Below are 24,313 nucleotides of genomic sequence, written 5' to 3' on the forward strand. Positions count from 1 at the left end.
CGGGGCGTTCGAGGGTAAGTGCCGCAGACCTCTCCGTTTGTCGTCCTCGAGTTTGCCCGAGCGCTCATTGGGCCGCGCGTCCGGCGCAGGCTTTGCTGCGTCGAGAGAAGATGGCGCCTCTGGTTCTGGATGCTCGGGTCGAGCCCGAGCATGGGGGCTGGAGCTGCTTCTGGAGACCCGCTGCCTATAAGGCCGGGTTAGGAGCTGATCCCCAAACGAAAACGGCGCCCCTTGCGGAGCGCCGTTTCCAAATGAATGTCCGACCGGACGATCCGGCTTAGGCAGCCTGGATGTTGACGGCCTTCGGGCCCTTGCCCATGCGATCCGGCTCGGTGTCGAAGGTGACCTGCTGGCCGTCCTTGAGCGTAGCGAGGCCAGCGGCCTGAACGGCGGAGATGTGTACGAACACGTCCTTCGCGCCGCCATCCGGCGTGATGAAGCCGAAGCCCTTGTCCTGGTTGAAGAATTTTACGATGCCCTTGGTGGCCATGGAAGAAGTCCTTTTCCTTCAGTCAATTTGCGTTGCCCGCGCCCCCTGGGGGATGTGGGCATCTCGTCTTCCGCTTGCAAGCGGAAAGGCGTCGAGTGGTCACGATATCGGGGAAAAGACGTCTACGGTGCCGCTGCCGGCGGTCCCGACACAAGGCCGGGCGCAGTTGAAAGTCCAGTCTCCGGGATAGAAATCGCCCGAACGGGGCAAGAAGTGACAGGATTTGCAGAAAAAGGCAAGCGCCTTGTGCGCCGCGGGAAGCCGTCCAGCCTCTGTCTTTGCAGGGCTTTGGCCCGTTCTCGACCGTCGCTTTCCGGGCAGGGAGAAAAATCGGGGACGGCCGGTTTCCGGACACAATTTCGTCCCGACCGCGACCGAACGTGCGCGCCGTCAACGGGCGTTTGCGTTTTGGGGGCGGACTGCCGGGGGGAAGGCTTGCGCCTCTCCATAACACTTGCGCATCCCCGGGATAACGCGCAGGTTTTACCGAAGGTTGGTTCCGTCTTGGCCGCCGATGGCGTAGCCAGTGGCGCAGACGGGCGGCCGCGAGGACGGACGAAGTATCGCCGTGCGGGCGAAGTATCGCCGGGGCTGAATTGGTGAGAGTGCGCCGGCCAGGTCTTGCTGGTGGCGAGAGTGACATACGGAGAGGGACAGCGTGATCGACCCTTACGAACTGCTTGGACTGGAACGCGACGCCGACAATCAGGCGATCCGCAACGCCTATCGCAAGGCGGCGAAATCCGCGCATCCGGATTCCGGCGGCGATCCCGAACAGTTCGCGCGACTGCAGGTGGCCTATGAGCTGCTCAAGGATCCGGTGCGCCGCAAGGTCTATGACGACACCGGTTACGATCCGCAGCTGGCCGACGCGCGCGATCTCAAGGGCCTGATGATGCTGGAAACGCTGGTCAACGAGTTCATCCTCGACGAGCGCGAGCCCGGCAGCTTCGATCCCGTCGCCGCCATGCGCCGCAAGCTTTCGGACGATATCGTCAAGAGCCGGTTCCACATCCTTGAACTCGAGCGCCACCGGGCCCGCGTGCGCAAGCACCTCGACCGCCTCGGCCGCCGGCCGGAGACCGACGTGCTCGGCTCGATGCTGCGCGCCCGCTCGCGCTCGATCGCCGAGGCGATCAAGAGCACCGACGAGCAGATCAAGACGATCGAGCAGGCCTATGAAATGCTGGAGGGGTATTCCTACGAGCTTGAGGCGCTGGAGGTGAAGGCGCACGCGGCGGAGTAGGCGGCGCCGTCTCGACTTTGCCGGTGGTAAGTACGCCGGGACGACGACGACACCCGTGATCCGGACCCCTGGCTGTCGGCCGGCGCCGATCGCCGGCGTTGATATCACCGGCGTTCGCCTTTGTGGCACCGCTGTCCAGTCGCCTCCATCGGTGCCATAGTCTTCGTCTGTGTCCTATAGCCGGGACCTCTGCCATCGTCTGGAGCGAAGGAGAGTGGCATGAGCCGCTCACACATGCGTGCAGCCGTTCTCCTGCTGGCGACCATGCTCGCCGCCTATCTCGCGGTCAGCTATTTTTTCGTCCCGGAACTCTGGGTCTTCCATGATTCCAGGCGCAGGGCTCCGCTCAATCCCATGGTAACGTCCACGGAGCAGGGCATTCCCGGCGACCCGATCAATGTCGGGCTGGTCGGCTCCAAGGAGCAGATCATCCGCGCCTTCGCCGCGGCCGGATGGGACGCCGCCGACAAGGTGACGCTCAGGTCCTCGGTCGATATCGGCCTCAGCGTCGTGCTCGACCGGCCAGATCTCGACGCGCCCGTCAGTCCGCTGTTCTATGAGGGGCGCAAGCAGGACCTGGCCTTCGAGAAGCCGGTCGGCCACAGCGCCGACCAGCGCAACCATGTGCGCTTTTGGCAGACGACCAAGCCTGTGGAGGGCAGCGGCCCGCTCTGGCTCGGTTCGGCCAGCTTCGACCGCGGCGTCGGCCTCAGCCACGATACCGGCCAGATCACCCACCACATCGGCCCCGATCTCGATGCCGAACGCAATCTGGTCATCGACGACCTCGACAAGGCCGGGCAGGTGGCATCGACCTATGAGATCCCCGGCGTCGGCGCCACCACATCGGGTCGCAACGGCGGCGGCGATCCTTACTTCACTGACGGCAAGACCTTGATCGGAGTGCTCAAGCCGGCAGGCGAAGGGGGCGGTGCGGAGGCCGCGAAGTGAGTGCGCACCGCCGCACGCGGAGCAAGGACGCGGCAGGCGCAGAAGGTGGCGATGGATCAAAGGCTTAAAGCGCAAATCTGAAAGATTGTGGCGCGGGGCGGCACAGCGGACGGCACGCGCCCCGTCACCTACGCGTTACGGACGCCCCATGAACAGCGACAACGATGCAAAATCGTCGTGCAGGTGGCCGGCGTCGATGGCACGGCGGAAGATCGCCTCGTAGCCGTCGGTGATCGTCCGGTCGATGCCGCGGGCGGCCATCAGTTCGACCAGATGGTGGAAGGCGCCATAGTGCGGCGAGACCGAGGAAAGCGTCTCGTCGTCGGCCGCATAGCGCCCGGCAGCGCTACGCTTGATCAGGTCGGCGACGAGGCCATCGATGACAGGCGCCGTCGCCGACCATTGTTTGCCAAGCGTTTCGAGATCGATCGCCTCGACGCGGCAGACGGCGATCGATTGCAGCGCGCCGAACAGCGCGCCCCACATCAGGGCGAGCACCGCGCTGTCGAGCGCGTTGGCAAGGCCCGGATCAGCGCCGATATGCTGCACATTGCCGCCGAGCGCGCCGAGCACTGCGCGGCTTTCCTCAAACGCCGCGGCCGGGCCGGAGATGAGCAGCGTGCCCGCTTCGGTGCCGATGAAATCGGGAGTCGCCAGGATTGCACCGTCGAGGTAGCGGATGCCATGCCGCCCGGCCCAAGCCTGCACCTCGCGGGCGCCGTCGGGCGTGCCGGAGGTCAGCTCGATGATCAGCTTGCCCTTGAGGGTGCCCGTGACGTCAGGGTCGCGCAGCAGGCTCTGCGTCGCCAGGTAGTCGCTGACATTGACGATGACGATGTCGGAGGCTGCGACGGCGTTGCGTACGCTGGCCGCCACTTCGGCTCCGGCTGCGGCGAGCGGCGCGGCCTTTGCCGGCGTACGGTTCCACACCGTCGTCGGGTGCCCGGCCTTCAGCAGCGCATGCGCCAATGCCGACCCCATCCGCCCCATTCCCAAAACGCTGATTGCAGGTTGCATATCCAGTCTCCATATCCTTGGTGCGGGATCGGCGCTCGCTACGCGCATCCCGCTTCGCTTGTTCGAGGCGACGCATTTGTCGTCGCGGCTGAGACGTAAGACGGGACAATCGGGTCGCAATACGCACCCGCGGGTAAGTGGTTACCCCGGCGTAAGGGAGGATGACGTGACGGATGCCATGGAAAACTGCGGTTTCATGACCGCGCTGCGGGCGATCGAGGGCAAGTGGAAGGTCGATATCCTCTGCGAACTCGGCAAGGCGGCGCGCCGCTTCGGCCGCCTGCGTCAGGCGATGCCCGCCATCAGCGAGAAGATGCTGGCGCAGCAACTGCGCGAACTGGAAGCCGATGGCCTCGTCAGCCGCACCACCTATCCGGAAACGCCGCCAAAGGTGGTCTATTCGCTGACCAAACGCGGTGCCGCGCTGAACGTGGCGGCGGATGCGCTCTGCAAGTGGGGCGAGGAGTTTGGCGACGACGCAGGGCAGGTCGAGGCGAGGGCGGTTGCGGTGGGCTGATCGCCGCGACGTCGGCGTGGCCGTGGGCGGGCTCACTTTCGAGCGGCGTTGGCGCCACAATGCCGCCCGCCACAGCCCCGATGTGTTGTCCGGGCCGTTGGAGCCGCGATCTTGGCGGCTGCAGCCCTGTCTGCCTCCATCTCTGCTCGTCACAGGGATCCCGTACCAATGCGGCCGTACGGCGGAAAACTGCGGCGGCGCGTTCGGGCAAAGTTTTTGGCTGTAGGCCCTTCGCGCCGCAGACGCGGCGCCGCCGGGTTCCTGTGACAGGCACAGGAATGAGGGCGGTCGGGTAATCCCGGCACTTCTTCGGCCAAGGTGGTTCGCTGCGAGCCGATTTCATAAGAGCGCCGCCGGTTACCGTCGTCACGCCCAAGCCACGAGTTCTGCGGCTGCATCATCTCCACCCTCATCTCTGTGCGTGTCACAGAGATCCAGCTGCCGCGCGTCGGCGCGGCAGGAGATGCCGAGCCAGCGCACACAGGCGCTTTGGTTTGCCGACGCATCCCCTCGCGCCGCAGGTGTGGCGCGAGGAGGGTCCAAAACAAGCGCCGGGTTGAGGGCAGTGAGGCTGTGGTCGTAGCGGAGAACCGCTACTTCACCACCACATGGCGCTTCTTGCCGAGCGAGAGCCGCAGCGGGCGCCCGTCGACGGTCAGCAGTCCGTCGCCATCCTCGATGACCTCGCCGTCGATGCGGACACCGCGGCCTGAGATCGCCCGCCGCGCTTCGCTCTTCGATGCCGCCAGCCCGGCCCGGACGAGCAGGTCGATCAGCATCACGCCGGCAGTGCGCTCGGCGTCGTCGAGTTCGACGGTCGGCAAGCCCGCGGCGGCTTCGCCTCGCCCGAAAGCCTGCCGCGCCGTTTGCTGTGCATGATCGGCCGCTTGCCGCCCATGCACCAGTGCCGTCGCCTCGTTGGCAAGCCGCTCCTTCACCGCATTCAGTTCCGCACCCTCGGCGCGACCGAGCCTTTCGATCTCGTCGAGTGGGAGCTCGGTGAAGAGTTTGAGGAAGCGCACGACATCGGCATCCTCGGCGTTGCGCCAGAACTGCCAGTAGTCGTAGGGCGAAAGCCGGTCTTCGTTGACCCAGACGGCGCCGGCCGCGGTCTTGCCCATCTTGACGCCCGAGGCGGTGGTAAGAAGCGGCGTGGTCATGCCGACGACTTCCGCGCCCTCGATCCGGCGCAAGAAATCGACGCCACCGACGATATTGCCCCACTGGTCGCCGCCGCCGAGCTGCAGCCGGCAGCCGGTGCGGCGGAACAGCTCGAGGAAATCGACCGCCTGCAGGATCATGTAGTTGAACTCGAGGAAGCTCAGGTTCTCCTGCTGCTCCAGCCGCGACCTGACGCTGTCGAAGGAGAGCATGCGGTTGACGGAGAAATGCTTGCCGACATCCCGGAGCATGTCGATCCAGGCCATCTTGTCCAGCCAGTCGGCATTGTTGACCATGACCGCATCGGTCGGCCCGTCGCCGAAGGTCAGCAGCCGCTCGAACACCGTGCGGATGCCAGCGACATTGGCCGCAATCTCCTCCTCCGACAGCATCGGCCGCGACGCCGAACGAAAACTCGGATCGCCGATCCGCGTGGTGCCGCCGCCGATCAGCACAATCGGCTTGTGCCCGGCCTGCTGCATCCGCCTGAGCGCCATGATCGGCATGAGATGCCCGACATGCAGACTATCTGCCGTCGCGTCGAAGCCGGCATAGACGGGTACGATCCCGCCCGCAAAGGCGCCGTCGACGCCCTCAAGGTCGGTCACCTGGTTGACATAACCGCGCTCGACCAGCGTCCGGGTGATCGTCGAGCGAGGCTCAAAGGCATCGATGGGATTGTCGGAATGGGTCATCGGTACTCTCCATGGCTTTGCCGCCAGGGAGCACTGGGGTGACCTTGCCCCCAAGTTTTATCCAGTTTTGAGTTTGCTCCAGCGGTTTTGGGTTGCTGTATTGGGGGCGGTAGCGGCGGGTTGCGGTGCGGAGCCATTCCGGCTGCGCAGCACCGCATCACGTCGCGGGTTGATTGTCTGAGCGAACTCGGCAGGTGTCATCCAGCCGAGTCCAGAGTGTGGTCGATGATCGTTGTAATCGCTGCGCCAGTTTGAAAGCGCCGATCGAGCATGGGCCAGTGACGAGAAGAGCGTCTCATTCAAGAGCTCGTCGCGCAGCCGCCCATTGAAGCTTTCGATGAAGGCGTTCTGGATCGGCTTGCCCGGCGCGATGTAGTGCCAATCCGCCTTGCTCCGATCCGTCCATTGCAGGATCGCGTTACTGGTGAACTCACTGCCATTGTCGCTGACGATCATCTTCGGCTTGCCTCGTCCCTCGATGATCCGATCCAGCTCACGGGCGACCCGCAGGCCGGAGAGCGACGTGTCGGCGACGAGAGCCAGGCATTCCCTGGTGCAATCGTCGACGACCGTCAGAATCCGGAACCTGCGGCCATCGGTGAGTTGATCCGACACGAAGTCCAGTGACCAGCGATCATTGGCGGCAAGCGGGATCAGCATCGGTGCTCGTGTGCCTATCGCTCGTTTCCGACCGCCGCGCTTGCGCACCGTCAGCTTCTCTTCCCGATAGAGCCGGAAGAGCCGCTTGTGGTTCACAAGGTGACCCTCACGCCTGAGCAGCACATGAAGGCGTCGATATCCAAAGCGGCGGCGTTCATGCGCCAGCGCCTTCATCCGCTCGCGAAGGTCATGGTCATCGCTGCGCCTGGTTTCGTAACGGATCATCATCCGGCAAAAGCCGATGGCTTTACACGCCCGCCGTTCGCTCATCTGGTGGTGATCCATCAGATGAGCGACAGCTTTCCGCCTTGCTGCGGGCGTCACCACTTCTTTCCCAAAAGGTCTTTCAAGGCCGCATTGTCGAGCATCGCATCTGCCAGGAGCCGTTTCAGCTTCGTGTTCTCGTCTTCCAGCGTCTTCAGCCGCTTGGCTTCGGATACGTCCATGCCGCCGAATTTGGCCTTCCATTTATAGATGCTGGCATCGCTGACGCCGTGCTTGCGGCAAAGCTCCGAGACGGGCGTGCCAGCCTCGTGCTCCTTCAAAATGACGATGATCTGTTCGTCTGTGAAACGGTTGCGCTTCATTCCCTGGTCCTCTCAATGGGCCAGAGCTTACTTCAAAATGGATTATTTCAACGGGGCAAGGTCAGAACAAAAAAAAGCCGCCTGACGGCGGCTTGTTTCAAGACATGATCGAAACGCGCCGCTCCCTATGGAGACGTCGCATAATAGGTGGCAGCGATGAGCGCGGTCTTGATCATGCGGCGGTTGTAGCGGGGAATGGGGGAGGCGGCAAAGGGCGGGGCCAAGATGTGTCCGTTAACTACATACTCCCACGGCACTGCAGCCAAATTAATGACAATATTCTGGAATCGGCTAAGTCTTGAATTATGCGACGTCTCTGTCGCGTAGCCTACTTATCTCCGCTCCAAAATTTCCGTACAAATGAGTGCAGATGTTCACCATAAAGCATATAATATCCTCGTCGATCGCTTCTTTGAGATCCAAGGGAGCCTTATCGTCAAAATCTTCTTTGTGAACGAGCATATTGCGAATTTTGTATATGCGTCTTCCTATTGTCCGCGACTTGTCCTCTTTTTCCTCTGATCCAAGAATGTCGCTGAAGTTTTTTACCTTATTGGCTCCGGCGGCCAAAAGCTCTTCTAAGCCGGCCAGCGCGAATAGCGCACGAATGGAATCATCTTCCCGAGCTTTCCACTGCAGCGACTTCCTGCACTCTAGTGCGATGACAACTGCTGGGGCTGCTACGCCGAGTGAACGCTTGATCTCCACCCCCCAAGGTAACGCAAATAGGTTCTCAAGGTATCTGTAGATCTCCAGATACATCTGCGAAAGGTGTGTAGAGGTCAGGGCGTTGTATATGTTCTCCAAGTCGTCCACGACCAAGTCGCTAAGCTTTGATAGTGCCAGACAAATTCGCTCCGAAGCAACCTGTGATCGGTAGCACTCATGATTTAATGCGATTTTTGTTGGAAGATACCAGTTGTTATTCGCAAGGTATTCCTTATCGATGTCTGTTCTATATATGGCGTACTCTTCAAACATCTCCATCATTGTATTGATGTCATGCCCGTCGTAGTTGGATATGTTCGCCGCCGAGATCATATCCCGCGCGTAATCTTTCCGGCGAAAGTCCTTTTTTATGCGGTAGGTGCCAGACATATTTAGTGAAACGAACATAAAATGGCACTCAAGTGGATCAACTTTCTCAGCCTGCATATCGCCCATGAATTCGTGTAGGCGAAATGTCTCGTCTACGCTCAATCCGTCAGTGTTTATGTAAAAGTATATGTTGTCATCAGTTCTTGCGCGTAGAAGAAAGCTGTTGCCTCCAAGCAACACTGGCTTGCCTAGTGCGTGCAGGGAGTTAAGTATGGGGCCCTGGTACTCCAAAGCCTCAGTGCCAAGGGGCGCAGTCTTCAATTTAGGCGGTTCAGAGGGCAGATCAGCCAGCTGTATAAACGGTGCGAATATTGCGCGACAATAATCCATAAACTTGACGTTCGCCACTAATGCGCCATCCATAGCGGTTGGAAATCCTTGAGGCGATCAGCGTTCTTGAACATTGACGTAAATGCTCGTTTGAAAAATTCACGCTCAAATCTGCCAACCTGGCCTGTTTTTACAGATAGCTTCTGATTCAACAGATCCAGCTGTAAAAACTGATTAAATTCGTCGATAGACGCGATGGAGTCTAGCTTATTCGGTACGCGTCCGAGGTGGGTCGCCTTGTAGGAATTGTCGGATTTGGCACTGACTGTCCTTATTGACGTCAATACGGACAGTGCGGAATGGAACGACTTGAGATTATCGATGGCGGCCGGCGGCGACGCTTCAGCAAAGAGATGAAGCTGCAGATTGTCGCGGAGAGCTATTCGGAACCTGGCTTGTGTGCGACGACGGCGCGGCGACATGGAATATCGCGTTCGCAGTTATATGAATGGCGCCGGCTCGCACGAGCGTGGCAACTGGATGTTGCGTCGCCTGTGGGCGGCTTTGTGCCGGCGCTGCTTGTCCCAGAGGTAGAGCCGGTAGCAGGGTCGTTGCCGAACGCCGGCCGGATGGAGGTTGTCAGCGCCAACGGTCGTCGTGTGATCGTGGACCGCGATGTCGACGTTGAAGCGCTGCTTCGGATCATGCGCGGACTGGAGGCGCTGCGGTGAATCCGTTTCCGATGGGAACAGGGGTCAAGGTCTGGCTTTCGACGGGCTATACGGACATGCGCTGTGGCTTTCCCTCTCTGGCGCTTCGGGTGCAGGAGGTTCTGCAGCATGATCCGTTGTCAGGGCATCTCTTCGTCTTCAGGGGCCGCAGATCGGATATTTTGAAGATCATCTGGCATGATGGTCTGGGCGCCTGCCTTTTTACCCGGCGGCTGGAGAAGGGCCGGTTTATCTGGCCGAATATGGAGGGCGGGGCGGTCGCGATCTCACCGGCGCAACTGTCCTATTTGTTGTCCGGGATCGACTGGCGCAATCCGCAGGAAACCTGGCGTCCGACACGGATCGGATAGCATTATTGCATTGAAAATATTGAATGAATCTGATCGAATGGCTTCATGACTTCGAAGCCTGTGGATCTTCCTGCGGACTTTGCGAGCGCCTATCTGGCGCTGCTTTCCGAGCGTGAGATGTTACAGGCTGAACGTGATGTCGTTGTCGCCGAGCGCGACACCGTCGTCGCTGAACGGGACATTGCGGTGGCGCAAGCCGCCAATGCGCAGGCCATGTTGTCGGACAGCGAGGCTTTGATCGCCAGTCTGGAACTGGCGATCGAGAAGCTGAAGCGCGAGCTGCGCGGCCGGCGTTCCGAGCGCACGGCGCGCCTGATCGACCAGATGGAATTGCAGCTCGAAGAGCTGGTAATGGCGGCGTCGGAGGATGAAGCCGCAGCGCAAGCGGCTGCCGCCAAGACCGCGAGCGTGCGTTCGTTCACGCGCAAACGGCCGCTGAGAAAGCCGTGGCCGGAGGATATCGAACGCGAGCGCGTGGTGATCGATCCCCCGACCACCTGTGCCTGCTGCGGTGGCTCGCGCCTGTCGAAACTGGGCGAGGACGTCACCGAGACGCTCGAGGAGGTTCCGCGCCGGTTCAAGGTGATCGAAACCGTACGCGAGAAATTTAGCTGCCGGGACTGCGAGAAGATCAGCCAGGCGCCGGCACCCTTCCATGCCACGCCACGCGGCTTTATCGGTCCTCATCTGCTGGCGACGATCCTGTTCGATAAGTTCGGCATGCATAGCCCGCTCAACCGCCAGAGCACCCGGTTCAAATGCGAGGGCATCGAGCTTTCGACCTCGACGTTGGCCGACCAGGTCGGGTATGGAACGGCCGCGCTCCTGCCGATCTTTGATCTGATCGAAACGCATGTCTTCGCGGCCGAGCGGCTTTTTGGCGACGACACCACCATTCCCATCCAGGCCAAAGACAAATGCACGACCGGGCGAATATGGACGTACGTGTGCGATGACCGGCCCTACGGCGGCGCGGCAGCGCCGGCGGCCATATACTATGCGTCGAGCGACCGCCGCGGCGAGCATCCGCAGAAGCACCTGGCCGCGTATGGCGGCATTCTGCAGAGTGATTGTTACAATGGCTTCGAGCCGCTCAGTGTCGCCGAAAAGAAAGCGGTGCCGATCACCTTCGCCTTTTGTCATGCGCACGCGCGGCGCAAATTCTTTGAACTGGCCGACATCCAGAAAAATGCCCGCGACCGCAAGCGCAAGGGCAAGCCAATCTCGCCGATCGCATTGGAGGCCGTCCAACGGTACGACGCGCTGTTTGAGATCGAGCGCGACATCAATGGATTGAGCGCCGCAGAACGACTGGCCGCGCGGCAGGAAAAGAGCAAGCCGCTGTTCGATGACATGCACGCGTGGCTGAAACGGGAGCGCGCCTCGCTCAGCAAATCGTCCGAGGTGATCGAGCCGATCGATTACATGCTGAAGCGCTGGGATGGCTTTGCCCGTTTCCTCGACGATGGCCGGATTTGTCTCACGAACAATGCGGCCGAGCGCGCGCTGAGAGGAATTGCCCTCGGGCGTCGAAACTGGACCTTCGCCGGCTCCCAGCGTGGGGCCGATCGTGCCGCCATCATGCTCTCCGTCATCACGACTTGCCGTCTCAACGACGTCGACCCAAAGGCGTGGCTCGCCGATGTGTTTAGCCGCATCGCCGATCTTCCCGTCTCCCGCCTGCACGAACTGCTGCCGTGGCAATGGAAGACACACAAAGGGACGGCTATTGCGGCGGCCGCGTAAACAGCTCCCGGAACAATGCTTCCGAACGCGCCAAGCCTTCATCGGTCAGGATCAATGACTTCGACTTGTTGACTGGGTCGCCGATCAAGCCCTTCTTGTGAAGCCGATCCGTCGTTGCCCAGTCGAAGCCCTTCCAGGCACAGCGTTCGTTATGCAGCGTCAGCCATAGCAGCGCCAAAACCGCATCGTCGATCTTGTCCTCATCGATCTCCATGAACCCACGTTACCACGCGCGGCGCTCAAAATCCTGCGGCCCTGCTCGGATGGATACCTTATTCGTAACTATGTTTACGGCTGAGACGACAGAATCCATCCTTCCGGAGACTTGACTCCAATCTGGATCGAACCCCGGCTCATCGAACATCCATACGGCTGCTGCTGCGCAGAATCCCGCCATCGCCGGGAAGGAATTGAATATATCTCTACCCTCTGTAATACGCTTCTTATCACCTTGATCGTTCTCCGACTCGATGCGGGAGAAGCGTGACATTGCTCTGTCTATGCTTGTGAGGAGGGAGAGTGTTTTAATAAACAACTCGAGGAAATTGCCGTGAGCGGTGGCGTCAATGGCATCCATGCGGGCAAAATCCTCGGATATTTTATCTCGCAGATCTACCTCGGCTTTGCGGGAGCTGAAAATGATGAAGAGCTCTATTACAGCTTGGCTCTGATACTGAGAGTGCTGACGTCTCCGCCGCTTATCATCTTTGGAAAAGATCTCGACATCATCGCCGATCTTTCTCTTAACGTCCCTAATAATCTGGCTGTAAACAGTCTCAAGTTGCCGTCCGATTTCCCAAGGAACCTGACCGGTATTAAGGACGAGCGTACGGTAAATAAGAGAGTTAACCGCTTTTGCGATCCAAAATTCAACACGGATAGGATTCTCTCCTATCCCTATTCCACTTTCGATAGCCTCCTTCAAAGCAGTCGTACGCTGCATGCCATCGATGATGGAAAGCGTATCTTCCTTGGTTTCCCTTAAAGAAATAGAAAGTTGTCGATCTCGGAAGTAGCAGCAAGAGTCTTGTACTCATCCTCGTCTGCCAAGTAACCAACTACCACCGGTGGAAGAACTGCTCCTCGAGCGACATCGTCGACCATGCGTTGTCTGATGGTCTGTGCAGTTTTTGTTGTAAGTTTGCTGCGCTGCCCATCGATCCCACCCTTATTGGAATATGCCCCTTCAACAATATCGAGGTAGCTCTTGACAGTGAGAACAGTCATTACAGACAGGCATTCCACTCTCTTATCTTCAATAAGGCTAAACATTTTCGTAGACATCGAATTAACATGCTCCGTGGAATCGCCGTTGTTTTTTCGTAGAGCTTGTAACCAAAAATTGCTAGCCCTGAAGAAATCGCACGGATTGAGGGTGCTCGGTAGCTTCGGGCTGTTTACCGCTCCGGTCACCTGGTTTGCCCTTCGTCCGGCCATTCTGCCGCTTCTGGACTCGGGGTTCCTCCTACGACCCGACATCCGGCTTCACCCCGGGGCAGGGTCGGTTTCTCAGACACATGATCGGTGAGTGGGTTTTCCGTCTGGTCGACGGTCATTCCGTCCAGGGTGCTCTGGCGGAACAGCGGACGTTCGGTGTCTGTGCCGAGGAGGTATTTTTGCTGGCGGAGTAGGAGGGTTTACGCGCTGTCCTGCCGGACATCTCCCCACAAAGGGGGGATTGCGCTGGGCTCGCCATTGACGGGCCGCTCCGCGTTTTCTCAACACTCAGCGCCGAGTTTTGGCGTCTGCGGACCTACCGCCCCGGCCGCCCCGTCTTCCCCTTGGTCCGACCCTTCTGCCGCTTCTCGTCCGCCGGGTCCTCATAGGACCCGACACCCGGCTTCGCTCGCGTGAGAATCGGCTTGTCCGGCACATGGCCGATCACCGGCTTTTCCGTCCGGCCGACGGTCATTTCGTCGAGGGTGTTCCGGCGGAACAGCGACTGGTCCGAGCCGGCAGGTGTGGCGACGTCGCGGCCCATGTCGTCGAGGTGGGGTTTCTGGAAGAGTGACTTGTCGTCGGTGGACTTGGATCCTCGGGTGGAGCCCGAGGATGACGTCGAGGAGGCGGACCGCTTGCCACCCTCCTGCGACCGTGCCTCTTCCCGTGCCATCGGGTCGTCCATCGCTGCAAGTTCGGCGGCCTTGAGGCGTTTGATTTCGTCGCGCAGGCGGGCGGCCTTTTCGAAGTCGAGGTCGGCGGCGGCGTCGCGCATCGCTTTTTCCAGCGCGTTGAGGTGCGCCTGCAGGTTGTTGCCGACGAGGTGGCCGCCGTCTGCAAAGCCCTTGCCGGCGACGCCGGAGATGTCGGCGCGGACGTGGTCCTTCTCGTAGACGCTGTCGAGGATGTCGGAGATCTTTGCCTTCACCGATTCAGGCGTGATGCCGTTGGCCTCGTTATAGGCCATCTGCTTTTCACGGCGGCGGCTGGTTTCGTCCATGGCGCGCTGCATCGAGCCGGTGATCTGGTCGGCGTAGAGAATAACCTTGCCGTCGACGTTACGGGCGGCGCGGCCGATGGTCTGCACCAGCGAGGTCTCGGAGCGCAGGAAGCCTTCCTTGTCGGCGTCGAGAATGGCGACGAAGCCGCATTCGGGAATGTCGAGACCTTCACGCAGAAGGTTGATACCCACTAGCACGTCGAAAGCACCCAAGCGAAGATCGCGGATGATCTCGATGCGCTCCAGCGTGTCGATGTCGGAGTGCATGTAGCGCACGCGAATGCCCTGTTCGTGCAGGTATTCGGTGAGGTCCTCGGCCATGCGCTTGGTGAGCACGGTGACCAGCGTGCGGTAGCCGGCAGCGGCCGTCTCGCGGATTTCGCCAAGCACGTCGTCGACCTGGGTCTTGGCCGAGCGCACTTCGACCGGCGGGTCGATCAGGCCGGTCGGGCGGATGACCTGTTCGGCAAAGACCCCGCCGGACTGTTCCAGTTCCCACGAGCCGGGCGTCGCCGAAACGGCGATCGTATCAGGGCGCATCGCGTCCCATTCCTCGAAGCGCAGCGGGCGGTTGTCCATGCAGGAGGGCAGGCGGAAGCCGTATTCGGCCAGAGTCGCCTTGCGGCGGAAGTCGCCGCGATACATGCCGCCGATCTGGCTGACGGAAACGTGGCTCTCGTCGATGAACAGCAGCGCATTGTCGGGGATATATTCGAACAGCGTCGGCGGCGGCTCGCCGGGATTGCGGCCGGTCAAATAGCGCGAATAGTTCTCGATGCCGGCGCAGGAGCCTGTCGCCTCGAGCATCTCGATGTCGTAGCGGGTGCGTTGCTCCAGTCGCTGGGCTTCGAGCAGGCGGCCGCCTTTTTCGAGTTCCGCGAGGCGATGCACCAACTCTTCCTTGATCGCCTTGATCGCGCCGTTCAGCGTCGGGCGCGGGGTGACATAGTGCGAGTTGGCGTAGATTTTCACCGACTTCAGGTCGCCGGTCTTCTGGCCGGTGAGCGGATCGAACTCGGTGATGGCGTCGATCTCGTCGCCGAACATGGAGATGCGCCAGGCCGCATCTTCCAGGTGGGCCGGGAAGATCTCGATGGTGTCGCCGCGCACACGGAACGAGCCGCGCTGGAAGTCCATGTCGCGGCGCTTGTACTGCTGCGCCACCAGGTCGGCGAGCAGCTGCCGCTGGTCGAGCCGGTCGCCGACGCTCATCTGGAAGGTCATGGCGGTATAGGTCTCGACCGAGCCGATACCGTAGATGCAGGAGACCGAGGCGACGATGATGCAGTCGTCGCGCTCCAGCAGCGAGCGGGTGGCCGAGTGGCGCATGCGGTCGATCTGTTCGTTGATCGAGGATTCCTTCTCGATGAAGGTATCCGACCGCGGCACATAGGCTTCCGGCTGGTAATAGTCGTAGTAGGAGACGAAGTACTCGACCGCGTTGTCCGGGAAGAAGTTCTTGAACTCGGAATAGAGCTGGGCGGCGAGCGTCTTGTTGGGCGCGAGGATCACGGCGGGGCGCTGCGTCGCCTCGATCACCTTGGCCATGGTGAAGGTCTTGCCCGAGCCGGTGACGCCGAGCAGCACCTGGCTGCGCTCGCCGGAGTTCAGGCCCTCGACCAGATCGGCGATCGCCGTTGGCTGGTCGCCGGCCGGCTGGTAGTCCGACGCCATGCGGATTTCGACGCCGCCCTCGGATTTCGGTGGGCGGGCAGGGCGATGCGGCGTCCAGAGCTTGCCGTCCTTGAACAGCGGGTTGCCGCTCTCGATCAGCGCCGAAAGCGCCTCGACGGTGGCGGTGACGCCCGAGGTGGAGGTCAGCTTGGCGGCATCTTCCAGCGAGACGTCGAGGCCGGCCACCGGATTGAGGCCGGCGGCGGCGCGGGTCTTCGGGTCGGTCGAACCGCCCATGGAGGTGCCGCGCGCCGACTTGCTGCCAACGATCTCGACCTTGCCTTTCTTGCCCGCCTTCTTCGGCCCCGCCTCGTCATCGGCGCCCGCTGCCTTGCGCGCCGCCTTGGAGGCGGCGATCTCCACCGTCTTGCGGTGCTTGCCGGCCTTGGAGGCGATCTGGCGCTGGGTTTCGAAGGCCGAGGCTTCCGCGTCCGCCTCAAGCTGCTTCACCCAGTCGGAAACATTGCCGGATAGAGGCGTGCCTGACAAAGGCGCCTGCGGCGCTTCTTCGAAACCGGACGGGGTGGAGGGCTTCGGCGGGGCATTCTTCGGAGCTTTGGTCATGGCGGGGAATATGGAGAGAGTCCGGCGGAAAGTGAAGAGGCGAGGGAGTACAAAAGGGCAACATTTCGCCCCGGGTTGCCGAAGTCGATTCCGGCGCCGTTTGCGCCTTGAATCGCGGGCTTCAACCGAGGCGGGTCGGATTCCTGTCGCATTGTAACCCTTACGGTTGCGGGCCTGACGCAGCGTTACCCCGATTGGGCGAGAAGACAGCCAAGCCTGCCGCGTGATAACAATAGTTCTTTGGAGGGTGCCATGTTCTGCTTGCGTGGTGCCGCACTTGGGCTTTGTGCCGTGGTCCTTGGTCCGATGTCCCTGTTTGCCGCCGAACCGGTCGGCAAGGCAGTGGAGATCCGGACAGCGGTCAACGGTGCGCGGGGTGCGATTGCGGTCAGAGACCCTGTCTACAAGAACGAACGGATATCGACATCGAAGTCCGGGCTCGGGCAGTTTGTCTTCGAGGACGGCACCAAGCTTGCCGTCGGCTGGGGGTCTTCCGTCGTCATCGACAAGTTCGTCTATGACGACAAGAAGTCGGTGAAGAAGCTGACCATCATGGCCGCCAAGGGCACGTTCCGCTGGATCAGCGGCAAATCCGGCCATTCCGCCTATGAAATCGTTACGCCGGCCGGCACCATCGGGGTGCGCGGCACCGCCTTCGACTTCTTTGTCGGCCCGGATGGCACCACCGCTGTGGTGCTGCTCAGCGGCGCGGCGGATTTCTGCGGTCCAGGCGGCTGCCGGCAGCTGACGCAGCGCTGCGATTGCGTTGTCGCCAAGCCTGGCCGGAGGGCCACCGAACCGAAACGGGTCAGCCGCACGACGTTGAAATCCCTGGGCAATGCCCAGGCGCTGCCGTTCCTCTCCGGAGGTCAACGCCTGTCCGGAGCGATCGGCTGGGTGGGCGGCGGTTGCGGGCTGCGCGCGGCGCAGTTCGAGGGCACCACCCGTACCATCCCAGAGCAACCGGCTCGCGTTGAAGAAAAGCCGCGTGAAGAGAAGCCGCCGCCGGAAGAAAAGCCCCGGGATCCGGGCCCGCAGCCGGAGAACCCCGGCGATCCCGGACCGCAGCCCCAGAACCCGGGCGATCCCGGCCCGCAGCCGCAAAACCCGGGTGATCCCGGACCGCAGCCCCAGAACCCGGGCGATCCCGGCCCGCAGCCGAACAACCCCGGCGACCCAGGACCGCAAGACGGCGGTGGCGGCGATCAACCGAGCCAGGATCAGGGGACGCAGGATCAGGCCCCAAGCCACGATTGAAGGGGCGGCGAAGGCTTTGCTGGCGCGCGCCTGATCTCAAAGCCGAGCCGGTGCGCCTCGCCGCCTTCCTCTGGCGAGCCGTGTTTCTTGAAAACTTCTCTGAATCAGAAGGCTGCGGTCGTTTCCGCATGTGCTCTGTGAGGTGGCTTTCGGCTGCCGTTGGCAAGCTCATTCGGCAGGACGCTTGGTATTCTCGTCGGTGGTCTGGGCGAAATGGTCGGCGCGGCGGCCGATCCGGGCGTAGAAACCGGCGAGTGCCGGCGTCAGTGCCGCTGCCTTCAGCTTGGCGGCGTTGACGATGCTGCGGCTGGTCTGCGTCCGAGCGCCGAGTGCGGCGACCAGCCGATCGTGCAGGCCGCGCAGATCCGCGAAGGCGGGCGAGGCAGCGAGGTTTTGGTCGCCGGCGACGGCATAGACCCGCGTTCGCGTTGTCTTGCCCTTGAGCCCGAGGGAGCCGGCGTCGAGCATGGCATGGTCCGGCAGAGCCTGGGCGGTCGCCTCGGACACCAGAATGTCGATGTTGACGTCCTTGCAGGCCGCTTCGATGCGCGCGGCGATGTTCACGGTGTCGCCGACGGCGGAATAGTTGAACCGCGTCTCGGCGCCCATGTTGCCGACGCAGGCAAGCCCGGTGTGGATGCCGATGCCGATGCGCACTTCCTGATCGGCGCCGAAGCCGAAGGCATTGTCGGCGTTCAGCCGTGCCAGCGTCTCGCGCATGCCAAGCGCAGCACGCACTGCCTTTTGCGGATGGTTGGCGACGTCGACCGGCGCATTCCAGAAGGCCATGATCGAATCGCCGATGAACTTGTCGAGCGTGCCCTCGTTGGCCAGCACATGCCGGCTCAGCGCATCGAGCAGCGTGTTGAGAAAGGCGACGACCTCGGTCGGCGTCATGCGCTCGCTCATTTCGGTGAAGCTGCGCACGTCGACGAACATCACGGTGAGCTCGCGATCGTCGCCGCCGAGGCTGAGGGCATTGCGCGTATGCTCGATGCGGTAGAGCAGCGACGGCGAGAGATAGCGGCCGAAGGCCTGCCGCACCTCGCGGCGTTCGCGATCGGTCACCAGGAAGCGGTAGGCAGTGGCCGCGAAATGGGTGATCGAGGCGGCGAGGATCGGCGCCAGCGGATCGAAAAGCCGTCCGCCATAGTAGAAGGCGATCCAGGAGGCGACGAGCGCCAGCGCCGTCACCGCCATGCCGCAGACGAGTGCGACCACGGGGCTGACGAAGGTGGTGAGCAGCACCAGCAGCGTTCCGGCGAGCGCGATCGAGAGGATTTCGAGCCCGTTCGCCCAATCCGGGCGCGAAAGATAGCGACCCGACAGGATCTGCTCGACGATCTGCGCGTGGATCGAAACACCGGGCACGTTCTGGCCGAGCGCGGTGGTGCGCACATCCTGCAGTCCGGCCGCCGAAGTGCCGATAAAGACGATGCTGCCTTCGATGCCGGCGCGGATATCCGGCGAAGGCTCGCCGTCAGCGAGAATGCGGCGCGCCGAGATATAGCGTTCCGTCGTGTCCGGTGTGACATAGAGCCAGACCTCGCCGGTCGACATCAGCGGTACGACGAAGTCGCCGATCTTGACGGCGGTCAGCGTGTTGGCGACGTCTGGTGCGGCCGCCAGGACATAAGTCGAAGCGCCCTGGGCCACCCGCAGGGCCTCCATGGCCAGGCTCGGATAGAACTGCTGGCCGTCGCTGAGGAATAGCGGGGCGGTGCGCACCACCGCCGAGGACGAGCCGGGATTGAGGCTGATGTGGCCGAGGCCGGCGGCATTGGCCTCGAGCTGCGGCCTGAGCGGCGTCGCGGCCCGCAGGCGTGGCGGCGCTTCGTTGGCGCTTTCGCCGGTCAGGGCAAAGCCGGCCTTGACCGGCGGCAGGTAGCTGCCCTCGTTGGTCAGGCCGAAGCCGAGAACCACGGGCTTGTCGCGGATCGCCTCGGCGAAGATCTCGTCATTGTCCGGCAGGGCGGCAAGGAAGGACGGATCGACGCCGCCGACATCGCGCACCACCGTGCGCGGCGACAATCTGTCCGGCTCGGCAAAGAGCACGTCGAAGGCGATCGCGGCCGCACCCATCTCGCTCAAGCGGTCGGTCAGCTTCGCCAGCCGATCGCGCGGCCAGGGCCATTGGCCGAGCTCGCGCAGCGACGCCTCGTCGATGTCGATAATCTTGACCGGCATGGGCTCGAAGCGGCGCGGCGCAATGCGCTGGTATTCGTCGAAGGTGACGTCGCGCGCCTGGCGCAGCAACTGCGGATCCTGGGCGCGCAGAATGGTGAAGAACGCCACCACCGTCATGCCGATCAGAACCCCGAACAGTTGCGATCGTGTCATGGCGGCCTACGGAACCATGGGCAGGCCCGCCTTGACGAGCCCGTCATTGAAATGCGCGTGGTCGGTAGGATCGACATAGGCGGTAAAGAAGCGCCAGTAGCGCGGCACGTCGTTCGGTGCGTTGGCGATCGCTTCCGGAAGAAGCTTGCGCGCCTCATCGATGCGGTCGAGCTGGCCGAGACAGGTGATCAGCATCACCAGGTTGAAATAGGTGCGGCGCAAGAGCAGCGCCCGTTCGGCGCAGCGCAGGGCTTCGTCGTAGTTGCCGAGATGGTAGTGGGCGAGCGCCATGCGGTTGAGGAAGAGATAGGTGAGCGGATCGTGCGGGCTCAGCCGCAGCGCCTTGTGCAGCGGGTCCAGCGCCTCGGCGAAGCGGCCGATATAGATGCGCGCCCAGCCGAGCGCCATGTGGGCGAGCGCGAAGTTGGAGTTGATGTCGATCGCCTGTTGCGCTTCCTCGACCGCGGCGTGCGGCCGCTGGGCCGCGAAGTTGGCGAGACACATGACATAGTGACAATAGGGGTCGTGATCGTCGATCACCACCGCGCGCGCGGCCTCCGCCTGCAGCTCGGCGCTGTCGCGGTCGATGTCCTTGCTGAAGCCGAAGAAGCAGCGGGCAAAGAGCGAGCGGGCGAGCATCATGTGCGCGCGGCCGAATTCCTGATCGAGGGCGATGGCGCGGCGCTGCCATTCGATCGCCTCGTCGAAATGCGCGGCGGAATCCTGCGCGTTGTGCAGCAGGGTGCCGCGCATGTGGCATTCATAGGCGCCGAGATTGTCGGTGCCCCGCAATTGCGCGCGCCGGTTTTCGCCGATCAGGATCTCCGGCTCGATTGCCGCGACCACATGCTGGGTGATTTCGTCCTGAATGGCGAAGAGGTCGGCGAATTCACGCTCGTAGCGCTGTGCCCAGAGGTGGTTGCCGGTCTCGGCCTCGATCAGCTGGCCGGTAACGCGCACGCGGGAGCCGGACCGGCGCACGCTGCCTTCGACGATGTAGCGCACGCCGAGATCCCGGCCGATCTGTTTGACGTCGACGGCGCGGCCCTTGTAGGCGAAGGAAGAGTTGCGCGCGATGACGAAGAACCAGCGGTAAAGCGACAGTGCGGTGATGATGTCCTCAGTCAGTCCGTCGGCGAAGAAATCCTGCTCGGGATCGCCGGACATGTTGACGAAGGGCAGCACCGCAATCGATGGCTTGTCGGGCAGGGAAAGCGGCATGCCGGGCAAGTCGCCGCCCGCCGGGTTCTCGCGCCACTCGACGCGGTGGACCAAGACCGGACGCGGTATGTTCTTCAGCGCGCGCTCGCCGAGGCGCTGCATCGGAAACTCGAGTTTGCCTTCGATCTGGTCGTGGAGCGCGCCGGAAATGCAGATGTCGTTCGGCTGCGCCACCTGCTGGAGCCGGGCGGCGACATTGACCCCGTCGCCGAGCAGATTGCCGCCGTCGACAACCACGTCGCCGAGATTGAGGCCGATGCGGAACTCCATGCGCCGTTCTGGCGGTAGGTCGGCATTGCGGCGCTGAAGGGTTCGCTGGATGGCGACCGCCGCCCGCACAGCCTGCACGGCGCTCTGGAATTCCGCGACCAGGCTGTCGCCGGCCGCGCCGAAGACGCGGCCCCCGTGCTCCGCAGCAAGGCCGGAAATCGTCTCGCAGTAGGTGGCCAGGGTCGCAAGCGTGCCTTCCTCGTCGGTCGCGACAAGGCGACTGTAACCAGCGACATCGGCAGCAAGGATCACGGCGAGCTTCCGTTCCAAGGCGGCGGGCCCCTCCTGCGGCATCTGGTCAGAAGGAAATTAAGCGTAACTTAAATTAGAAAGTCCGAGAAGCGTAAATCGCCCTGATCGGGCCTGAAGACGCTGCTCAATGCGTAAAAATGCTCCACGCGGCTTCTACGCGAGATTGTACTCGCCGGTGCTTCCGCGGAGCGGCCGATTGTGCAAGGTTCGCGGCCTTCATGCCGCCGCGCTTGGTTCAGGCCGGCAACCTCTATCGCGCTCGGGATCAACAGTGATGGCGCCTTTTTCCATTCGCCGGCTCACCTCCAGTGATGCCGAGGCCTATCGGGCAGTTCGGCTAGACGGCCTGCTGAAGCATCCCGAAGCCTTCGGTTCATCTTACGAGGATGAGGCCAGCCGGCCGATCGAGGTCACAGCGGAACGTCTTGATAGCGGCTTCGTCCTCGGCGCCTTCGATAGCGATGAAAAGCTCATGGGTGTTGCTGGCCTCGCGATCCAGACGGCGACAAAGGCAAAGCACAAGGGGACCCTCTGGGGCATGTACGTCTTGCCGGAGGCACGAGGAACCGGGCTATCGCGTTTGCTCGTCGACGGGATTATCGCCGAAGCGCGGGGCAAGGTGGAGCGGCTGTTGCTGACAGTCATCTCGTCGAACGCCGCTGCCCTCAGCCTCTACCGGAAGGCGGGATTCGTCGAATACGGCCTGGAACAGCGCGCGCTGCGGGTCGACGATGCCTATTTCGACGAGATGTTGATGGCGTTGTCGCTTTAAGCGGCGTGGCGGTCAGCCAGGGAACACGCAGCGGGGTCGACGCGGCGCTGTGCAGCGGTAGGATGGCGCCACCATGCCGCTGATTCGACCCACACGCGAAAGCGACCTTTCTCTTCTGCCCGCCATCGAGCGCTCCTCGGGCGAGGTGTTCCGCACCGTCCCCGAGCTTGCCTGGATTGCCGACGACGACGTGCAATCGGCAGAAGCTCATCGCGAATTCCTGCGCACCGGACTATCGGTGGTAATGGTCGACGCCTCCGATCGGCCGATCGCTTTTCTTTGCGCTACGGTTGCCGACGATGCCATGCACATCTGGCAGCTTGCCGTCGAGGCGGAACGTCAGGGGCAGGGGCTTGGGCGCACGCTGATGCTGGCGGCAATCGCGCATGCGCGCGTGACGTCATGCGCCGCCGTCACGCTGACGACGTTCCGCGATCTTGCCTGGAACGAGCACTTCTATCGCAAGCTCGGCTTTGTGGCGCTCGATGCGGGCGAACTCGATCCGCGTCTTGCCGAAATCCTTGCCAACGAGGCTGCGCACGGGCTGCCGGCAGAGCGGCGCTGTGCCATGCGGCTGAAGCTCGCTTGAGGGCGCAAGCCAGCATTCCGGAAAGCCGGCGCTGAAAGAAGCTCGCTCGGGCGCGGTTGTGGCCGCGCTACCGTCTGATGGCGACCACCTGGCCGCGTGCGAACTGCGATACCCTGACGCCGCCGGACTGGTTGCCGCCGATCAGCTGGGCCGTCGATTTCGACAGCATGGACAGGATGCCGACGTGATAGCCGCGGCCGGTGCGCACGACGACGACGTCGCCGGGACGGGCATAGGAGAGCTTCACGGGCGCGCCAAAACGCAGCCAGGAACGGGCGATGCCGAAGCTCTGCGGCGGACTGCGCCCGGCCTTGCGGGCGACCATGCCCATGAAGTGGCCGCACCAGGGGGTGCGGGCAGGGTTGATGCCGAGCGCTGCACGAAGGGTCTTGTTGTTCTTGACCTCGTGCAGGCCCTTGTATTGCTGCGCCTGGGCAAGCATGCCCGCATTGGCGAAATCAGGTGTCAGTAGCGCGACATAGGCAGCCGCAAGAAACGCCAGGACCTTCATGGTCAGGTCTCCTTGACAAGTTGCTTGGTGCGAACGGTCGGGGCGGCCTGGCAATCGCCGGCATGGCACCCGGTTGCTCAACGGTTTCCAATGTTGGGCGGGGAGATATCAGCGGACGCGCGCGTGCAGGCGTTGAAAAACGCCGCATCGGGCACGCCGGCGAACCGCGGCAAAACGCGGAGCCAGCTTCACGGCAACTGCCGTTTCGAAGTGTGGTATTCCCCTGTCTGCCCCGTCGGGCAGCAAAGCTTCATTCACCATGCGCCGGTGCAAAATTGTGGCAAAACCCGTAAAATATTAGGGCAGGGATTGCTAATCGCCGAAATAGCTGATGCGAAACGGCGATTCGCCGCGTCAGACATCAAAAAAATAGTGGGTCGGTGCCTTCCAAGGCAGGTCTTTACGCCGGAGAAGCGGCGGCACTTGCGCGCCTACGGGGCGGCGGCGCATCGTCACAGCGTGATTCGCACGCCGAGGTTCTTCATGTCGTTCACCCTTTCTCCGGCCTATCTCTGGCCCGTTCTTCTGCTCCTGATCTCCAACGTCTTCATGACCTTTGCCTGGTACGGGCACCTGAAGTACACGTCGTCGCCGCTTTACATGGCGATCGTCGCCAGCTGGGGCATTGCCTTCTTCGAATATTGCCTGGCGGTGCCGGCAAACCGCATCGGCCACCAGGTCTATTCGGCGGCCCAGTTGAAGACGATGCAGGAGGTGATCACGCTGATCGTCTTTGCAGCCTTCTCCGTCTTCTGGCTGAAGGAGTCGATCGGCTGGAACCATCTGGTCGGCTTCGCGCTGATCGCGGCCGGTGCTTCCTTCATCTTCAAGGGCTGACGCACCCCCAACGGACACAAAGAAAAAGGCAGGGCGTAAACCCTGCCTTTTCAGCGAAAAGCGGTTT

General features: G+C 62.3%; 24 protein-coding genes. 11 read left to right on the forward strand and 13 right to left on the reverse strand.

All coding sequences use genetic code 11. The annotated features are described in order from the left end of the window. Positions 1–277 precede the first annotated feature (277 nt). Positions 278–490, reverse strand: coding sequence for a cold-shock protein (locus OVA00_RS28390; protein ID WP_034788487.1), 213 nt, complete (start codon positions 488–490; stop codon positions 278–280). Between the two features lie 658 nt (positions 491–1,148). On the opposite strand from OVA00_RS28390, the gene OVA00_RS28395 reads away from it, so the two are divergent. Beyond that, positions 1,149–1,736 (forward strand): J domain-containing protein, encoded by a 588-nt coding sequence (locus tag OVA00_RS28395; protein WP_034788490.1) that lies wholly within the window; start codon positions 1,149–1,151, stop codon positions 1,734–1,736. 219 nt (positions 1,737–1,955) lie between these two features. Next, entirely contained in the window at positions 1,956–2,687 is a 732-nt protein-coding gene (locus OVA00_RS28400; RefSeq protein WP_268090055.1) for an LssY C-terminal domain-containing protein, read from the forward strand. Positions 2,688–2,822: 135 nt separating this feature from the next. Here the strand turns inward: OVA00_RS28400 and OVA00_RS28405 are convergent, their stop codons facing one another. Continuing rightward, positions 2,823–3,704, reverse strand: coding sequence for an NAD(P)-dependent oxidoreductase (locus OVA00_RS28405; protein WP_268090056.1), 882 nt, complete (start codon positions 3,702–3,704; stop codon positions 2,823–2,825). A gap of 166 nt (positions 3,705–3,870) precedes the next feature. On the opposite strand from OVA00_RS28405, the gene OVA00_RS28410 reads away from it, so the two are divergent. Continuing rightward, positions 3,871–4,221 (forward strand): winged helix-turn-helix transcriptional regulator, encoded by a 351-nt coding sequence (locus OVA00_RS28410; protein WP_226020687.1) that lies wholly within the window; start codon positions 3,871–3,873, stop codon positions 4,219–4,221. A gap of 593 nt (positions 4,222–4,814) precedes the next feature. Here OVA00_RS28410 and tyrS read toward each other — a convergent pair. From tyrS to OVA00_RS28430, 4 genes are all read right to left on the reverse strand, one after another. Further along, a complete protein-coding gene (gene tyrS / locus OVA00_RS28415; RefSeq protein WP_268090059.1) occupies positions 4,815–6,077 on the reverse strand; it encodes a tyrosine--tRNA ligase in 1,263 nt (420 codons plus the stop codon). Between the two features lie 57 nt (positions 6,078–6,134). After that, positions 6,135–7,324, reverse strand: a protein-coding gene (locus tag OVA00_RS28420) for an IS3 family transposase (RefSeq protein ID WP_112977085.1) whose coding sequence is annotated in 2 segments (ribosomal slippage) — positions 6,135–7,075 and positions 7,075–7,324 — 1,191 coding nt in all. Because the reading frame shifts where the segments join, the coding sequence is not laid out codon by codon here. A 303-nt stretch (positions 7,325–7,627) separates the two neighbouring features. Beyond that, positions 7,628–8,770 (reverse strand): hypothetical protein, encoded by a 1,143-nt coding sequence (locus OVA00_RS28425; RefSeq protein ID WP_268090061.1) that lies wholly within the window; start codon positions 8,768–8,770, stop codon positions 7,628–7,630. After that, on the reverse strand, positions 8,770–9,174 hold the full coding sequence (locus tag OVA00_RS28430) for a hypothetical protein (protein WP_268090396.1): 405 nt from the start codon (positions 9,172–9,174) through the stop codon (positions 8,770–8,772). Before OVA00_RS28430 ends, OVA00_RS28425 begins: the two co-directional genes overlap by 1 nt. Here OVA00_RS28430 and tnpA point away from each other — a divergent pair. From tnpA to tnpC, 3 genes are read left to right on the forward strand one after another with little or no spacing between them, the layout of a single operon-like run. Further along, positions 9,070–9,423, forward strand: coding sequence for an IS66-like element accessory protein TnpA (tnpA, locus tag OVA00_RS28435; protein WP_268090383.1), 354 nt, complete (start codon positions 9,070–9,072; stop codon positions 9,421–9,423). The genes OVA00_RS28430 and tnpA overlap by 105 nt on opposite strands. After that, positions 9,420–9,773, forward strand: a complete 354-nt coding sequence (gene tnpB, locus OVA00_RS28440; protein WP_018237843.1) for an IS66 family insertion sequence element accessory protein TnpB — start codon at positions 9,420–9,422, stop codon at positions 9,771–9,773. The genes tnpA and tnpB overlap by 4 nt, the downstream gene beginning before the upstream one ends. A gap of 45 nt (positions 9,774–9,818) precedes the next feature. Further along, positions 9,819–11,519 (forward strand): IS66 family transposase, encoded by a 1,701-nt coding sequence (gene tnpC / locus OVA00_RS28445; protein ID WP_268088965.1) that lies wholly within the window; start codon positions 9,819–9,821, stop codon positions 11,517–11,519. Here the strand turns inward: tnpC and OVA00_RS28450 are convergent. Beyond that, positions 11,500–11,733, reverse strand: a complete 234-nt coding sequence (locus OVA00_RS28450) for a DUF6429 family protein (RefSeq protein ID WP_192439505.1) — start codon at positions 11,731–11,733, stop codon at positions 11,500–11,502. The two genes, tnpC and OVA00_RS28450, sit on opposite strands and share 20 nt — an antisense overlap. A gap of 9 nt (positions 11,734–11,742) precedes the next feature. Then, positions 11,743–12,096 (reverse strand): hypothetical protein, encoded by a 354-nt coding sequence (locus OVA00_RS28455; RefSeq protein WP_268090062.1) that lies wholly within the window; start codon positions 12,094–12,096, stop codon positions 11,743–11,745. On the opposite strand from OVA00_RS28455, the gene OVA00_RS28460 reads away from it, so the two are divergent. Then, positions 12,070–12,504: a hypothetical protein gene (locus OVA00_RS28460; protein WP_268090064.1), complete on the forward strand. Its 435-nt coding sequence runs from the start codon at positions 12,070–12,072 to the stop codon at positions 12,502–12,504. The two genes, OVA00_RS28455 and OVA00_RS28460, sit on opposite strands and share 27 nt — an antisense overlap. Here OVA00_RS28460 and OVA00_RS28465 read toward each other — a convergent pair. Both OVA00_RS28465 and uvrB read right to left on the reverse strand, forming a co-directional pair. After that, complete coding sequence (locus OVA00_RS28465; protein WP_268090065.1) at positions 12,501–12,956, reverse strand: hypothetical protein; 456 nt, start codon at positions 12,954–12,956, stop codon at positions 12,501–12,503. The two genes, OVA00_RS28460 and OVA00_RS28465, sit on opposite strands and share 4 nt — an antisense overlap. A gap of 316 nt (positions 12,957–13,272) precedes the next feature. Further along, positions 13,273–16,197 (reverse strand): excinuclease ABC subunit UvrB, encoded by a 2,925-nt coding sequence (gene uvrB / locus OVA00_RS28470; protein ID WP_268090066.1) that lies wholly within the window; start codon positions 16,195–16,197, stop codon positions 13,273–13,275. 252 nt (positions 16,198–16,449) lie between these two features. Between uvrB and OVA00_RS28475 the strand changes: the two genes are divergently transcribed. Further along, positions 16,450–17,454 carry a FecR domain-containing protein gene (locus tag OVA00_RS28475; protein WP_082566463.1) on the forward strand — a complete coding sequence of 335 codons (1,005 nt, stop codon included), beginning with the start codon at positions 16,450–16,452 and terminating at the stop codon, positions 17,452–17,454. Positions 17,455–17,622: 168 nt separating this feature from the next. Here OVA00_RS28475 and OVA00_RS28480 read toward each other — a convergent pair whose 3' ends face one another. Beyond that, a complete protein-coding gene (locus OVA00_RS28480; RefSeq protein WP_218686685.1) occupies positions 17,623–19,794 on the reverse strand; it encodes a CHASE2 domain-containing protein in 2,172 nt (723 codons plus the stop codon). A gap of 6 nt (positions 19,795–19,800) precedes the next feature. Further along, complete coding sequence (locus OVA00_RS28485; RefSeq protein WP_268090067.1) at positions 19,801–21,555, reverse strand: adenylate/guanylate cyclase domain-containing protein; 1,755 nt, start codon at positions 21,553–21,555, stop codon at positions 19,801–19,803. A gap of 256 nt (positions 21,556–21,811) precedes the next feature. Between OVA00_RS28485 and OVA00_RS28490 the strand changes: the two genes are divergently transcribed. Together OVA00_RS28490 and OVA00_RS28495 are read left to right on the forward strand one after the other, a co-directional pair. Beyond that, a complete protein-coding gene (locus OVA00_RS28490; protein WP_089044159.1) occupies positions 21,812–22,309 on the forward strand; it encodes a GNAT family N-acetyltransferase in 498 nt (165 codons plus the stop codon). A 73-nt stretch (positions 22,310–22,382) separates the two neighbouring features. Further along, positions 22,383–22,898, forward strand: coding sequence for a GNAT family N-acetyltransferase (locus OVA00_RS28495; protein ID WP_218686683.1), 516 nt, complete (start codon positions 22,383–22,385; stop codon positions 22,896–22,898). Between the two features lie 67 nt (positions 22,899–22,965). Here the strand turns inward: OVA00_RS28495 and OVA00_RS28500 are convergent, their stop codons facing one another. Next, positions 22,966–23,409: a TIGR02594 family protein gene (locus OVA00_RS28500; protein ID WP_034795245.1), complete on the reverse strand. Its 444-nt coding sequence runs from the start codon at positions 23,407–23,409 to the stop codon at positions 22,966–22,968. A gap of 483 nt (positions 23,410–23,892) precedes the next feature. On the opposite strand from OVA00_RS28500, the gene OVA00_RS28505 reads away from it, so the two are divergent. Further along, on the forward strand, positions 23,893–24,246 hold the full coding sequence (locus OVA00_RS28505) for a DMT family protein (protein ID WP_034795307.1): 354 nt from the start codon (positions 23,893–23,895) through the stop codon (positions 24,244–24,246). Positions 24,247–24,313 lie beyond the last annotated feature (67 nt).

Source organism: Ensifer sp. SL37, from assembly GCF_026672675.1.
Lineage (GTDB): Bacteria > Pseudomonadota > Alphaproteobacteria > Rhizobiales > Rhizobiaceae > Ensifer > Ensifer adhaerens.

Bases quoted from the DNA above. Each gene is read 5' to 3' on its own strand.
- OVA00_RS28500 (WP_034795245.1), bottom strand. From the start codon at position 23,409: ATGAAGGTCCTGGCGTTTCTTGCGGCTGCCTATGTCGCGCTACTGACA.
- OVA00_RS28400 (WP_268090055.1), top strand. From the start codon at position 1,956: ATGAGCCGCTCACACATGCGTGCAGCCGTTCTCCTGCTGGCGACCATG.
- OVA00_RS28455 (WP_268090062.1), bottom strand. From the start codon at position 12,096: ATGGATGCCATTGACGCCACCGCTCACGGCAATTTCCTCGAGTTGTTT.
- OVA00_RS28405 (WP_268090056.1), bottom strand. From the start codon at position 3,704: ATGCAACCTGCAATCAGCGTTTTGGGAATGGGGCGGATGGGGTCGGCA.
- OVA00_RS28490 (WP_089044159.1), top strand. From the start codon at position 21,812: ATGGCGCCTTTTTCCATTCGCCGGCTCACCTCCAGTGATGCCGAGGCC.
- OVA00_RS28465 (WP_268090065.1), bottom strand. From the start codon at position 12,956: ATGGCCGGACGAAGGGCAAACCAGGTGACCGGAGCGGTAAACAGCCCG.
- OVA00_RS28505 (WP_034795307.1), top strand. From the start codon at position 23,893: ATGTCGTTCACCCTTTCTCCGGCCTATCTCTGGCCCGTTCTTCTGCTC.
- OVA00_RS28390 (WP_034788487.1), bottom strand. From the start codon at position 490: ATGGCCACCAAGGGCATCGTAAAATTCTTCAACCAGGACAAGGGCTTC.
- uvrB (WP_268090066.1), bottom strand. From the start codon at position 16,197: ATGACCAAAGCTCCGAAGAATGCCCCGCCGAAGCCCTCCACCCCGTCC.
- OVA00_RS28480 (WP_218686685.1), bottom strand. From the start codon at position 19,794: ATGACACGATCGCAACTGTTCGGGGTTCTGATCGGCATGACGGTGGTG.
- tyrS (WP_268090059.1), bottom strand. From the start codon at position 6,077: ATGACCCATTCCGACAATCCCATCGATGCCTTTGAGCCTCGCTCGACG.
- OVA00_RS28430 (WP_268090396.1), bottom strand. From the start codon at position 9,174: ATGTCGCCGCGCCGTCGTCGCACACAAGCCAGGTTCCGAATAGCTCTC.
- OVA00_RS28450 (WP_192439505.1), bottom strand. From the start codon at position 11,733: ATGGAGATCGATGAGGACAAGATCGACGATGCGGTTTTGGCGCTGCTA.
- tnpC (WP_268088965.1), top strand. From the start codon at position 9,819: ATGACTTCGAAGCCTGTGGATCTTCCTGCGGACTTTGCGAGCGCCTAT.
- OVA00_RS28495 (WP_218686683.1), top strand. From the start codon at position 22,383: ATGCCGCTGATTCGACCCACACGCGAAAGCGACCTTTCTCTTCTGCCC.
- OVA00_RS28475 (WP_082566463.1), top strand. From the start codon at position 16,450: ATGTTCTGCTTGCGTGGTGCCGCACTTGGGCTTTGTGCCGTGGTCCTT.